The sequence below is a fragment of the Streptomyces sp. NPDC091416 genome, assembly GCF_044756845.1.
Taxonomy (GTDB): domain Bacteria; phylum Actinomycetota; class Actinomycetes; order Streptomycetales; family Streptomycetaceae; genus Streptomyces.
This window is the reverse complement of record NZ_JBIVTU010000002.1, coordinates 220,056-232,736: the sequence shown is the minus strand read 5'-3', so window position 1 is coordinate 232,736 and position 12,681 is coordinate 220,056. Positions and strand designations below refer to the sequence as shown.

The following is a 12,681-nucleotide window of genomic DNA, read 5'->3' as shown; positions in this document are numbered from 1 at the left end:
GCCTCTGGTGCGTCTGACGGCAGTGGTGGACGGCAGCGTTCACGACCGGGTGGAGTACAAGGCGGCGGGTTGTCGATCTCCGTGGGTCGGTTGTGCGAGCGCCCGGGAGCACGGTCTCCAGGGCCGGCCAGGGCATGAAGCGTGCGTGCCGGGGCGTGGCCGCCCGGTCAGAGGCCGCCCGACAGGCTCTGAACCGGCGGAGGGTCCGTGCGACCGGTCAGGAGACGTCCTCGATCTCCGGCATGTCGCCCCCGGTCGTCGTCCCGTCGATCAGCGAGAACGCGGCGCCCTGCGGGTCGGTCAGCGCGGCGAAGCGGCCGAACGGCATGGTCATCGGGCCGAACCGGAGTTCCGCCCCGAGTGACTTCGCCTTCTCCACCGCCGCGTCGCAGTCCGCCACGGTGAAGTACACGTTCAGATACGAAGGCACCTCGGGCGGGAACTCCTCCGTCATCTTCATCCGGCCGAGCACGGGGTCCGAGCCCAGGTCGTACAGCGTGAAGTCGACCGCGTCGTCGACCATGCGCTTGACTCCGTACCCGAACACCGCCGGGAAGAAGGCGTCCGCCTTCTCCGGCTCCCGGGTGAAGATCTCGGCCCAGGCGTACGCACCGGGCACCGTCCGTGCCTCGAAGCCCTCGTGGGTGCCCGCCTGCCACACCCCGAACGCCGCGCCGCCCGGGTCGCTCGCCAGCACCATCGTCCCGAACTCGCCGACCCGCATCGGCTCCACCAGGACCGTGCCGCCGTTCTCGCGGACCTGGGCGGCGGTGGCCGTCGCGTCCGGCGTGGCGAGGTACAGACACCAGGCGGGCGGGGCGTCCTGGCCGGGCATGGGCGGGGACAGGGCGGCGACCGCCTTCCCGTCCACGTAGGCCTGCGTGTAGTTGCCGTACTCGGGCAGCGACTCGCCGTACGTCCAGCCCAGCACCTCACCGTAGAAGCGCTTCGCGCCCTCCAGGTCGCCGAACGTCGCGTCGGCCCAGCAGGGTGTGCCCTTCGGCTCTGCGGCCATGACCGGTCATCTCCTCACATGGGAACGGCCCCCTTGCCACGCTAGCCACCCCCCGCCCCTCCTGCGCGCCGGGCGGACACGGGTCACCGCACCGGCGGGTCCCGCCGTACGACCGAGCGGGCGACGCCGAGGTCCACCAGGTCCTGCGGGCGCAGGCGCAGCTGGCCGGCCGTGGCGTGCACCTGGTCCGGGGAGCGCTTGAGGATCGCCGCGGCGAGCTCCGGGGCGATGACGGAGAAGTAGCTGTCCGCGGTGACGTGGGTGTTGTCCGGCGCCGCCAGGGCCAGCGCCCCGCCCGAGCCGCCCTCGCCGATCACCAGCGTCGTGACGGGGACCCGTGCCGCCGCGATCGCCGCGAAGGCGTCGGCGATGGCCGCGCCCGCACCGGCGCGCTCCGCCGCCGCGTCGTTGGCCGCACCCGGGGTGTCGACCAGCGTGAGGACCGGGACCCCGAGCCGGTCGGCCAGCCTGATCACCCGCGCCGCCGTGCGGTAGCCGGCCGGGCGGGTCGCGGTCCCGCACTGCGCCACGTACGCGACCGGCTCGCCGTCGTGCAGCCCGAACCCGCACAGCAGCCCCGGATCCGTGCCCCCGCAGCGGTCGCCGCTCAACGGGAGCCGCACGGTGAAGTAGGCGTCCAGATACGCCTCGGCGTGCGGCCGGGACACGGACCGGGCCCGGAGCACCGCGTCCCAGCCGGTCCGGGGGAGCCCGGCCGGGGAGAGCGCGGCCGGGACCGGGGCGGGCGCGGGCGGGGTGTCGCGGTGGGCGAGCAGCCGCAGCCAGTGGCCCACCGTGGCCGGCAGCTCGCCGGGCGGGACGACCGCGTCGGCCTGGCCTGCCGCCAGCTGGCCCTCGGCGGTGTAGGCGCCCGGGTCCGCGCCCGCCGGCCGCACCCGGGAGCCGGCGAACCCGACCTGTGCGCCCGGCAGCGCCAGGATCACGTCGGCGCCCGCTCCCAGGGTTGCCCAGCCGCCGCCGGTCGTCGGGTCGCGCAGGACCGCGAGCTGCGCCGGCCCGGCCGCGCGCAGCCGGGCCGAGGCGCGGGCCACCCGGTGCAGCTGGGTGAGCGCGATCATGCCTTCCTGCATCCGGCTGCCGCCCGTCGCGATGAGCGAGACGAGGGGCAGCCGCCGGGTCACGGCCTCCTCGTACGCCGCCTCCAGCCGGTCGCCGGTGCGCTGTCCCAGCGAGCCGCCGAGGAAGCCGAACTCGAAGGAGATCAGCACACAGGGCCGGCCGCCGACCGTGGCGGTGCCGTGGACGACCGACTCCTGCTCGCCGGTACGGGCGGTGGCGCGGGCCCGGGACTCGGCGTACCCGGACCAGTCGAGCGGCCCGTCGCCCGCGGTGTCCCCGGTGGGTGCGGCGGACTCGGTGAAGTCGGCGGTGAGGGCGGCGATCGCCTCGCGGGCCGCCGGGCGGTCAGTCATGGAGGGACCGCTTCATGATCTTTCCCAGGTCGTTGCGCGGCAGCGCGTCCAGGTAGCGGACCGTGCGCGGGCGCTTGTGCGGGGAGAGCTGGGCGGCGACATGACCGGCCAGTGCATCGGCCGAGGGCGGGGACGCGGGATCGGCCGGCACCACCCAGGCGACGACCCGCTCGCCCAGGTCCGGGTCCGGCTCACCGGTGACGGCCGCCTCCCGGACGCCCGGGTGGTCCAGGAGCGCGTTCTCGATCTCGCCGGCGCCGATCTTGTAGCCGCCGCTCTTGATCAGGTCGGTGGCCTTGCGGCCGACGATCCGGACGTACCCGTCGGGGTCGAGCGTGGCCATGTCACCCGTACGGAACCAGCCGTCGGCGGTGAGGGCCGCGGCGGTGGCGTCGGGGCGGTTCAGGTACTCGGTGAACAGGTTCGGGCCGCGTACCTGGATCTCGCCGATGGACGCGGGGTCCGCGAGCGGCGTGCCGTCCTCCTCCACCAGACGGAGCTCGACGCCGCGCAGGGGTGCGCCGACCGTGCCGGGGCGCGGTTCGCCGTCGGCCCGGACGCCCGTGTTCATCAGCGTCTCCGTCATGCCGTACCGCTCGATGACCCGGCGGCCGGTCGCGGCCGCGATCCGTTCGTGGTCGTGGACCGGCAGCGCGGCCGAACCGGAGACCAGCAGCCGCGCGCCCGCGAGGGCCTTCGCGAGGCCGCCCGGGGCCGACGGCTCCGCCAGCGCGTCCGCCAGCCGGTGGTACATCGTCGGCACACCGAACAGCATCGTGCCGCCCGATCCCAGCTCCCGGGCCACGCCCTCGGCGGAGAACCGGCCGAGGTGGCGTACCGAACCGCCCCGGCGCAGCGGGCCGAGGACGCCCAGGATCAGACCGTGCACGTGGAACAGGGGCAGGGCGTGGACGAGGACGTCGTCACCGGTCCACTGCCAGGCGTCCTCCAGGGCGTCCAGCGAGGCGGCAATCGCCCGGCGCGGCAGGACGGCGCCCTTGGGCGGGCCGGTGGTGCCGGAGGTGTACACGACCAGGGCGGGGGACTCGGGGGAGGGCTCGGGGAATCCGGCACCGGCGGGCGCCCCGGCCGTCGCGGGTGGCGCCGCGTCCGTGACCACGTCCAGCCGTCGCAGGCCGGCCAGCGCGGGCGGCAGCACGTCGGAGGCCGAGGCCAGCACGGTGGCCGGCGCGCTGTCCGCGACGATGTGCGCCAGCTCCCGTTCGCCCGTCTTCGGGTTCAGCGGCACGGCGGGCACCCCCGCCCGTAGCGCGGCCACCACCGCGATCACGGTCTGCGCGGTGGGCGTGGCCCAGACCGCGACCCGGTCCGCGCCGGCGATCCGGGCCGCGAGCGCGTCCGCGGCGGCGGCCAGCCGCGCGTAGGACAGGGAGACATCGTCGAACCGGACGGCTTCGCGGGCGGCCGCCGGGGCGGACGCGTCCTGGAGTGCAGGCAGAAGTGGCATCACCCTGCGACCCTAGGGCGATTTCGGTCCGCGTTCAGGCGTCTCGGCACGCTGACGCGATTCCGTACTGCCTGAGAGCGTCCCGGCACGCTGACGCGATTCCGTCCTGCCTCGGGCGTCCCGGCTCAGGCCTTCGCTCCCGGTCCCCGCCTCCCGCATCCCGGCTCAGGCGTCCCGCTGGACGTTCCGCATCCGCCCGTACGCGTACACACAGCCCGCCAGCGCCAGGTCGGACAACAGCATGAAGCCGATCGAGTACGAGCCCTTCGCGCTGTAGATCGCGCCCATCACCAGCGGCGGAACGAAGCCGCCCAGCCCGCCCATCGCGCCGACGATGCCGGTGACGCTGCCCACCTTCGCCTGCGGTGTCACCTGCGAGACCAGGGCGAAGACGCTGCCGCTCGCGGTGCCGAGGCCGGCCGCCATGCAGAGCAGCGCGATCGTGCCGCCGGGTGACAGCTTCGGGTCGAAGGCCTGGACGATCGCCATCAGTGCGGCGAGGCCGAGCGCGAAGGAGGTGACGACCGCCGGATGCATGCGGTCCGAGAGCCAGCCGCCGATCGGCCGGAAGATGACCGTGACCAGGGCGAAGCCGGCCGCCTTCGTGCCGGCGTCGGTCGGCGACAGCTCGTACCAGGTCTTCAGGTACGTCGGCAGGTACACGCCGAACGCGACGATGCCGCCGAAGCCGATGGCGTACAGCGCGGACAGCTCCCACGTGACCCGCAGCCTGCTCGCCGACCCCAGCCGGTGGGCCAGGGTGTCGGTGGGCACCTGGCGGCCGGGGCGGTCGTTGATGAGCACCGCCGCGAGGGCGGCGAACACCACGAGCGCCCCGGCCACCACGTAGAACGGCAGGTTGTCGCCGTGCTTGGCGATGCGCGGGGTGAAGTAGCCGGACAGGGCGACGCCGCCCATGCCCATGCCGAACACACCGAGCGCGAGGCCGCGGTCGGCGGGCGGGAACCACGAGTTGACCAGGGGGATGCCGATCGCGAACGTCGTTCCGCCCAGCCCCAGCAGGAAGCCCACGGCCAGCATCGCGCCGTAGGAGTCCTTCGCCGGGATCAGCAGCAGTACCGGCACGATGGTGAGTGCCGAGATCAGCGGGAACATCAGCCGCGCGCCGTACTTGTCGGTGAGCGCGCCCACCGGGATGCGGCCCAGCGAGCCGACGAGCACCGGCACGGCCACCAGCAGGGACTGCTGGAACGAACTCAGGCCGAGCCGGTCCTTGTAGTCCGCGGACATGGGCGCGATCAGGTTCCAGGCCCAGAAGGTGAGCGCGAAACCGATCGTGGCCATCACGAGGTTGCGGTAGGCGGCGCCGGAGGGCTTCTCGGCGGCCGGGGCCGGTGACTGCTTCGCTGCGGTATCCACACAGCCAGTCAAGGGCGCGGGCGCACCGCGAGCCCGTCGGGTTACTCCGAACGGGACCCCGTCCGCCCGGGCCCGCACGGGGTCACCGCCGTCTCCGCAGTCGCGATCGCCCCGAAGCTGGGACAATCGCCGCATGGACCGTCTGGACAGAGAAATCCTCGGCGTCCTCCAGGAGGATGCGCGGATCTCGTACCGGGATCTGGGCACACGGGTCGGGCTCAGCGCCAACGCGGCCGCCGACCGGGTGCGCCGGCTGCGCCGGGACGGGGTCATCCGCGGCTTCACCGTGATCATCGACCCCGCCGCCGACACCCGGACCGGGCTCGTCGTCTTCATCGACGTGTCCCTGCGCTCGGACACGACCAGCGAGGTGTTCGAGCGGGCCGTGCTGACCCTGCCCGGGATCACCGAAGTGGTGCACGTGACGGGCGCGCACGACTACCTCGTACGGGCCACGGCCGCCGACACCACGGCGCTGGACGGCCTGCTGCGCAGGCTCAAGCGCGAGGCGGGCGTCGCCCACTCCAGCACCAGGATCGCTCTCAGAGCGGCGCCTGCCAGATGACGGTCGGCGCGCGCGAGCCGTCCGGCTTGCGCCCGTCGTCCGCGACCGCCAGCCGGACCCCGGACCTGCCGTCGGGCAGCACGGCCGTCGCGTCCACCTCCACCTCGATCGCGGAGACCCCGGCCCGCCGGTGCGCTGCCGCCAGCGCACCGCGCAGCGCGGCGAGCAGCTGCCCGTCCACCGGGCCCCGCACCAGCGCGTCCACCGCACCGGAGAAGTGCACCGAGGGCTGGAACCCGAGCACCGCGGCCGCGCCGCTGGTCTCCCGCAGCACCCGGCCGCGGAAGGTGGCGGGCGCCTCGGCGGGCGGCTGCTGGAGGGCGAAGATGGCGGTCCGCACCTCCTGGATGGTGGAGTCCAGCTCGTCGACGGCCCGGCCGAGCAGCTCGTCGGTGTCCTCGGCGCCGGCCCGGCGGCGGGTCGACTCCAGCATCATCTCGGTGGCGAACAGCCGCTGGACGACGAGATCGTGCAGATCGCGGGCTATCCGGTCCCGGTCCTCGTACACCGCGAGCTGTTCGCGGTCGTGCTGGGAGTCCGCCAGGACCAGGGCGAGCGCGGCCTGCGAGGCGAACTGGGAGGCCAGGAGCCGGTCCACGTCGGTGTAGGGGCGGGCGCCGCGCCGCCGGGGCAGGGCCAGGGTGCCGATGAGCCGCCCGCCGCTCTGCAGGGGCAGCATCATGCTCGGGCCGAAGCGGGAGCGCACCGGGGTGGTCATCCGCGGGTCGGTCGCCGAGTCGTCGACGAAGACGGCCTCGCCGCCCAGCAGCTGGACGAGGACGGGGGAGCCGGGCGCGATCGCCGTGCCCACCAGACCGGCCGGGTCCTCCAGGGTGGACGCGACGACGATCTCCATCCCGCCCTCCTCGTCGGGCTGGAGGATCACCCCGGCCGAAGCGTCACTGAGGATCCTGGCCCGTTCGGCCACGGTCATCAGGGCGTCGGAGGCGTTCTCGCCGGTCAGCAGCGTGTTGGTGACCGCGGCCGCGCCCTCGATCCAGCGCTCGCGCTGCCGGGCGCTCTCGTACAGCCGGGCGTTGCCGATCGCGATGCCGGCCTGCGCGGCGAGGACGCGGAGCAGCGTCATGTCGGTGTCGGTGAAGTGCCCGGTCTTCTTCTCGGTGAGGTAGATGTTGCCGAACACCTTGTGGTGGACACGGATCGGGGCGCCGAGGAACGAGTGCATCACGGGGTGGCCGGGCGGCACACCGCAGGAGCGCGGATCATCGGCCAGGCGGTCGGAACGCAGTGGCTCCGCCTGTTCGACGAGCGCGCCGAGCAGGCCCGTGTGCCCGTCGGGGAACTCGCCGATGGCCGCCTGCTCGCTCTCGCTCAGCCCGGTGACGAACAGTTCGCTGATCGTGCCGGTCCCGGCGTCCAGGACCCCGAGCGCGCCGTAGCGGGCCTCGGTGAGCGCGGTCGCGGTGTCGATGATCTGCTGCAGGGTGGCCCGCAGCTCGAGGTCGGTGCCGACCCGCAGCACCGCCTCCAGCAGCATCGGAAGCCGGGGCGAGCGGGGGACGCCCCGGCCGGGCGCGGGTCGGCGCGGCTCGTCGGTCATCCGCCGTGCCCGCGGGACTCAGCCGGCGAGCGGGTCGAGGACCATGGGGCTGATCTTTCCGTCCAGCATGGCGCCGAGCCCGAGGACGGAGCAGACGTCGGGCCGTTCGGCGATGTGCACCGGCATGCCCGTGGCGTCGCGCAGCATCTGGTCGAGGCCGGGCAGCAGCGCGCTGCCGCCGACCATCATGATCCCGCAGTCGGCGAGGTCGGCGACGAGATCGGGCGGGCAGTCCCGCAGGATCTTGCCGAGCCCGTCGAGGACCGCGGTCAGCGGGGTGTGGATCGCCTGGCGGACGGCCGCGGTGTCGACCTGGACGGAACGGGCCAGTCCGGTCGCCACGTCCCGGCCGTGGATCTCGGTCACGGAGGGCCCGTGCGGGGTCAGCCCGGCGCCGCTGAGGGCCAGTTGGAGCGGGCGCACGGACTGGCTGGGCAGCACGAGCTCGTGGTGCTGGCGCAGATGCTGGATCACCGCGTGGTCGATGGCGTCGCCGCCGATCGGAATGCGTACGGCGGTCACGATCGAGCCGAGCGAGAGCACCGCGATCTGCGTGGTCGCGGCCCCGCACACCATGATCATGGTGGCGGTCGGCTGTTCGACCGGCAGTCCGCAGCCGACGGCCGCCGCGATCAGGGTGTCGACGAGCTCGACTCGGCGCGCGCCGAGGCCGACCAGGGTCTCCACGGCGGCGCGCTGGGCGAGCGGATCGCTCTCGTGCGGGATGCAGGCGGCGGCGCGCAGGCGCGGCTTGCGGCGCAGCTGGCGGCGGAGCTTCTCGCCGAGCAGATGGCGCAGCATGCGCTGGGCCATCTCGATGTCGACGACGGTGCCGCCGGAGACGGGGCGGACCACCCGGATGTAGTGGGGGGTGCGGCCCGTCATCTGTTCGGCGAGCGCGCCGACGGCGATGAGCGAGCCCGTACGGGTGTTGACGGCGGCGACGCTCGGCTCGTCCACGACGAGCCCGAGGCCCTTGATGTACACCCGGGTCCGGGCGGCCCCGAGGTCGACGGCGACATGGCAACGGCGCAACTGCTCAAGGCTGACGGTCACGGCAGGTTCTCCCGAGAGCGCTGATGGCGGGGACCGACGGGCAGCCGGTTCTCCTTGAATCGTGCGCCGTTCGGGGGCGTGGCGCCCGCTGGGGTACGCCGTAGGGGGTACGGAGCTGACGGCTCGTCGGCGCGGGTCCCGGGCACCCGGCGGGCCGTCCGGTGACTGTTTCGGGCCCGTCCGGCTCGGGTGCCCGGCGAGGTCGGGGGACGACTGCCTCCGCCCGGCTCGGGCACCCGGCGGGCGGTCCGGCGACTGTCCCGGGCCCGTCCGGCTCAGGCGCCCGGCGGGCCGGGGAGCAGTCGCTGGAACAGTCCCCAGGTGAACTCGGCGACGTACGGGGTCCCGGTGGCCGCATCCGTGATCGCGAGCGCCCAGCGGGTCGGCGCGCTGCCCTCCATCGGACGGGCCGGCGCGAAGGCCCGGGCCACCTCGTTCACGGTGCACGACCAGGGGCGCAGTTCCCCGGCCCGGCCGAGCGCGGGGGCGGCCGCGCCCGGTGCCCGGACCAGCCATTCGTTCCACACCGCGCCGCCCGGTGCCACCATCACCTCGAACCGCAGGTCCGGCCAGAGCGGTACCGGCCAGAACAGCGCGTCGCACTCCAGATCGCCGACCGTGCGGCGCAGGGACGATTCGGGTTCGCCGAGCACGGACCGGTAGCGGCGCAGCGCGCCCCGTCCGCGCGGCGCCCGCGTCATGGCCTGCCAGCGGCGGTTGGCCTCACGCATCTCGGCGAGGGTGGCGCTCAGCTCGTGCCGGGCGTCCTCGACGAGGCCGGGCTGGTGGTCGGCCATCCGGCGCAGCAGGACGAGCTGGAACTCGCGGGGGCCGAAAGGGGCGGCAGTGGTCATGGAATCAACGGTTCCACACAGGATCCTCACCTGAGCGGCTTTCTCCGTTGTCCGGCGGGCATCTAACCTGCGGGCGCCATGGATTACTGCCACCCCTGTCAGCGGCATCTGAACGGTGCCCTGGCCTGTGCCGGATGCGGAACCCCCGCTGAGGCGCTGAGCCCCTACGCCGTGTCCCCGCCCCCCGGCCACGAGCCGGAAGCGCGGGACGGGCATGCCGCTCCGCCCCTGTCCGGGGGCCATCGCCGCCGGGAGCGCGACGCCGCCCCGGCGCGGGGCGGCACGCACGGCCGCCGCGCTCCGGCTCGTCGGCGTACCGCACCCGTCGAGCGGCCGCGCCGGGGCCGCCGCGGCCGCAGCCGCCGGGGCCGTACGGTGTTGCTGGCGCTGCTCGGGGTGGTCCTCGCGGCCGGTGCGCTGAGCCTGGCCGAGCTCGCGACCGAACCGGACGGCGGCGACAACGCCTCGGACTACGTACGCGAATCGACGCCCGCCACCACCGCTCCCGCCCCGCAACCGACGGTGAGCGACACCGCCGAACCGCCCGGACCCGTGCGGAGCCCCTCGGGCAGCCCTTCGGCCGTCCCGGCCACCGTGACGCGCTCGCCGGGCGCCACCCGGTCCGCCCGGGTCACGGACGAGCCACGTCCGGGTGGCGGCGCCTCCGCGCCGACGGCCCCGGCTCCGGCCTCCTCCGTACCGCCGTCGCCGCCCGCGTCGCCCACGACCGGCGGCCCGACGGAGCCGGGCGGCACGGGCGGCGGACCGTCGCCGTCGGTGACCCCGACGGGGCCCACGCCCACGCCGACACCCACACCGTCGCCGACCCCTTCGGACGACGACTGCTGGTTCCCCTGGTTCTGCTGAGGGCCAGGGCGTTCAGAACCGGGCGGTGCCGGGACCGGCGGACCGCCGGGACCGGCCCACGCCGGGCAGGGCCGGCGTCAGGCAGGGCCGACGTCAGGCAAGGCCGATCGTCAGGACAGGTCCGCCGGGTCCATTCCCAGCATCCGGCGCAGCAGGTCCCGCAGCACCGCGCGGTCCGTGTCGGAGAGCCCGGCCAGGGGTTCGCGGGCGAAGTCGAGGGACGCGCGGAGCTCGCGGGCCGTGCGTGCGCCCTTCTCCGTGGGGGCGGCCAGCTTCACCCGGCGGTCGGCCGGATCGGGCCGCCGCTCCACCAGGCCGCGGGCCTCCAGCCGGTCGACTATGCCGGTCACGTTGGACGGCTCGCACTTCAGCTTCTGGGCGATCCGGCGCATCGGCAGCGGGTCCAGGGAGAGCAGGCCGAGGACCCGGGCCTGGGCGCCGGTGAGGCTGTGGGCGGCGGCGGCCTGCTCGTACTCCTCGTAGTAGCGCGCCACGACCGCGCCGATCAGCTCGACGACTTCGAGGGTCAGCGGGTCCGTACGAGTGGTGGCCATAGGGCTCAGGATAGCCGGTTACTTGACAAGGTGAAATATCCAGGCGCATGGTTGTTTCACATCATGAAGCATTTTCGCCCCGGGTCGAACCGGGCGAATGGCTTCCGCGCCACGCTTCCCGCACCGTCTAGGCATCGAGGAGATCCGAGCCCATGTCTGCAGCTCTTCCCACATCCGGCCGTGAATGGCACCTCGTGGCCCGTCCGCACGGCTGGCCGAAGGCCGAGGACTTCGCGCTGCGTGAGGCTCCGGTCAGTGCTCCCGCCGAGGGCCGGGTCCTCGTCCGCAACCTGCACTTCTCGGTCGACCCGTACATGCGCGGCCGGATGAACGACGTGAAGTCGTACACCCCGCCGTTCAAGCTGGACCACCCCATGGACGGTGGCGCGGTCGGCGAGGTCGTCGCGTCCAACGCCGAGGGCTTCGCGGTCGGCGACCACGTACTGCACGGCCTCGGCTGGCGCGAGTACGCCGACGTCCCCGCCAAGCACGCGGTGAAGGTCGACGCCTCCCTCGCCCCGCTCTCCACCTACCTCGGCGTGCTGGGCATGACCGGGCTCACCGCCTACGCGGGCCTGTTCGACGTGGCCTCCTTCAAGGAGGGTGACGCGGTCTTCGTCTCCGGAGCCGCCGGTGCGGTCGGCAGCCAGGTCGGCCAGATGGCGAAGCTCAAGGGCGCCTCGCGCGTCATCGGCTCCGCCGGCTCCGACGAGAAGGTCAAGCTGCTCGTCGAGGAGTACGGCTTCGACGCCGCCTTCAACTACAAGAACGGCCCCGTCGCGGAGCAGCTGCGCGAGGCCGCTCCCGACGGCATCGACGTCTACTTCGACAACGTCGGCGGCGAGCACCTCGAAGCCGCGATCTCCTCGCTCAACGTGCACGGCCGCGCGACCATCTGCGGCATGATCGCCCAGTACAACGCGACCGAGCCGACCCCGGGCCCGCGCAACCTCGCCCTCGTCATCGGCAAGCGGCTGCGCCTGCAGGGCATGCTCGTCGGCGATCACGCCGATCTCCAGGGGCAGTTCGTCCAGGAAGTGGCCGGCTGGCTGGCGTCCGGCGAGCTGAAGTACCGCGAGACGGTCGTGGAGGGCATCGAGAACGGCTTCGACGCGTTCCTCGGTCTGCTCCGCGGCGAGAACACCGGAAAGATGATCGTCTCCCTCGGCTGAACCGCCGCTCCGGGCACCCGCAGGGCGTGTCCGCGCAGTCTCGTCCGCCCCGCGGCCCCGCCCCCGGGGCGGACGACGACACTGCGCGGACATGCCCTAGTCTCGTCCCAGGCCGTCGCGGTCGTGGGCGCGAGTCGCGGCGCATCAGCAGGAGGAATCCTCAAGCATGACCATCCAGGACATAGCCGTCGCGTACACCGCCGTCGCCACCGCTTCGAACGGCCGTGACGGCCGGGTCGCCTCGGACGACGGCAGGCTCGACGTGGTCGTCAACCCGCCGAAGGAAATGGGCGGCAGCGGCGCGGGCACCAACCCGGAGCAGCTCTTCGCGGCCGGTTACAGCGCCTGCTTCCAGGGCGCGCTGGGCGTCGTGGCGCGACAGGAGAAGGCCGACATCGCCGGCTCCACGGTCACCGCCGCGGTCTCCATCGGCAAGACCGAGGCCGGCGGCTTCGGTCTGGAGGTCGCGATCACCGCGACCATCCCCAACGTCGACGCCGCGACCGCGCAGGCGCTCATCGAGAAGGCCCACCAGGTCTGCCCGTACTCGAACGCCACGCGAGGCAACATCAAGGTGGCGCTCTCGGTCGTCTGACCGTCCCCGCTCCTGCCCGTACACAGCCGAGGGCCGCACCCCGCGAGGGTGCGGCCCTCGGCCTTTCGCCACGACATGTCCCGCGCCCCGCCCCGGGCTCTCGTTCGGCATCCCGGACATTGTTCGGAATTCTTGCGCGACCCATTGACGCGCAAGCGCTT

At 73.8% G+C, this 12,681-nt stretch carries 12 protein-coding genes; 4 read left to right on the top strand and 8 right to left on the bottom strand.

The genetic code is table 11. The features are described from left to right. Positions 1 to 217: 217 nt before the first annotated feature. The 4 genes from ACIQMX_RS08035 to ACIQMX_RS08020 all read right to left on the bottom strand — a co-directional run bounded on the left by ACIQMX_RS08035 (position 218) and on the right by ACIQMX_RS08020 (position 5,296). Positions 218 to 1,015: a VOC family protein gene (locus ACIQMX_RS08035; RefSeq protein ID WP_402475829.1), complete on the bottom strand. Its 798-nt coding sequence runs from the start codon at positions 1,013 to 1,015 to the stop codon at positions 218 to 220. 83 nt (positions 1,016 to 1,098) lie between these two features. After that, positions 1,099 to 2,448: a carboxyl transferase domain-containing protein gene (locus ACIQMX_RS08030; RefSeq protein WP_402475828.1), complete on the bottom strand. Its 1,350-nt coding sequence runs from the start codon at positions 2,446 to 2,448 to the stop codon at positions 1,099 to 1,101. Further along, positions 2,441 to 3,916, bottom strand: a complete 1,476-nt coding sequence (locus ACIQMX_RS08025) for an acyl-CoA synthetase (RefSeq protein ID WP_402475827.1) — start codon at positions 3,914 to 3,916, stop codon at positions 2,441 to 2,443. Before ACIQMX_RS08025 ends, ACIQMX_RS08030 begins: the two co-directional genes overlap by 8 nt. A 165-nt stretch (positions 3,917 to 4,081) precedes the next feature. After that, complete coding sequence (locus ACIQMX_RS08020) at positions 4,082 to 5,296, bottom strand: MFS transporter (RefSeq protein ID WP_363069700.1); 1,215 nt, start codon at positions 5,294 to 5,296, stop codon at positions 4,082 to 4,084. A gap of 133 nt (positions 5,297 to 5,429) precedes the next feature. Between ACIQMX_RS08020 and ACIQMX_RS08015 the strand changes: the two genes are divergently transcribed. Continuing rightward, positions 5,430 to 5,861: an Lrp/AsnC family transcriptional regulator gene (locus ACIQMX_RS08015; protein WP_363069702.1), complete on the top strand. Its 432-nt coding sequence runs from the start codon at positions 5,430 to 5,432 to the stop codon at positions 5,859 to 5,861. Here the strand turns inward: ACIQMX_RS08015 and ACIQMX_RS08010 are convergent. The 3 genes from ACIQMX_RS08010 to ACIQMX_RS08000 all read right to left on the bottom strand — a co-directional run bounded on the left by ACIQMX_RS08010 (position 5,839) and on the right by ACIQMX_RS08000 (position 9,332). Further along, positions 5,839 to 7,422 carry a GAF domain-containing protein gene (locus ACIQMX_RS08010; protein WP_402475825.1) on the bottom strand — a complete coding sequence of 528 codons (1,584 nt, stop codon included), beginning with the start codon at positions 7,420 to 7,422 and terminating at the stop codon, positions 5,839 to 5,841. The two genes, ACIQMX_RS08015 and ACIQMX_RS08010, sit on opposite strands and share 23 nt — an antisense overlap. A gap of 18 nt (positions 7,423 to 7,440) precedes the next feature. Further along, positions 7,441 to 8,478 (bottom strand): rod shape-determining protein, encoded by a 1,038-nt coding sequence (locus ACIQMX_RS08005; RefSeq protein ID WP_363069706.1) that lies wholly within the window; start codon positions 8,476 to 8,478, stop codon positions 7,441 to 7,443. 275 nt (positions 8,479 to 8,753) lie between these two features. Further along, complete coding sequence (locus ACIQMX_RS08000) at positions 8,754 to 9,332, bottom strand: hypothetical protein (RefSeq protein WP_363069708.1); 579 nt, start codon at positions 9,330 to 9,332, stop codon at positions 8,754 to 8,756. 171 nt (positions 9,333 to 9,503) lie between these two features. On the opposite strand from ACIQMX_RS08000, the gene ACIQMX_RS07995 reads away from it, so the two are divergent. Next, on the top strand, positions 9,504 to 10,199 hold the full coding sequence (locus ACIQMX_RS07995; RefSeq protein WP_402475822.1) for a hypothetical protein: 696 nt from the start codon (positions 9,504 to 9,506) through the stop codon (positions 10,197 to 10,199). Positions 10,200 to 10,309: 110 nt separating this feature from the next. On the opposite strand, the gene ACIQMX_RS07990 is transcribed toward ACIQMX_RS07995, so the two are convergent. Then, positions 10,310 to 10,753, bottom strand: a complete 444-nt coding sequence (locus tag ACIQMX_RS07990; protein ID WP_363069712.1) for a MarR family transcriptional regulator — start codon at positions 10,751 to 10,753, stop codon at positions 10,310 to 10,312. 152 nt (positions 10,754 to 10,905) lie between these two features. Between ACIQMX_RS07990 and ACIQMX_RS07985 the strand changes: the two genes are divergently transcribed. Next, entirely contained in the window at positions 10,906 to 11,925 is a 1,020-nt protein-coding gene (locus ACIQMX_RS07985; RefSeq protein WP_363069714.1) for an NADP-dependent oxidoreductase, read from the top strand. Between the two features lie 166 nt (positions 11,926 to 12,091). Further along, positions 12,092 to 12,520, top strand: coding sequence for an organic hydroperoxide resistance protein (locus tag ACIQMX_RS07980; RefSeq protein ID WP_363069716.1), 429 nt, complete (start codon positions 12,092 to 12,094; stop codon positions 12,518 to 12,520). Positions 12,521 to 12,681: the final 161 nt, after the last annotated feature.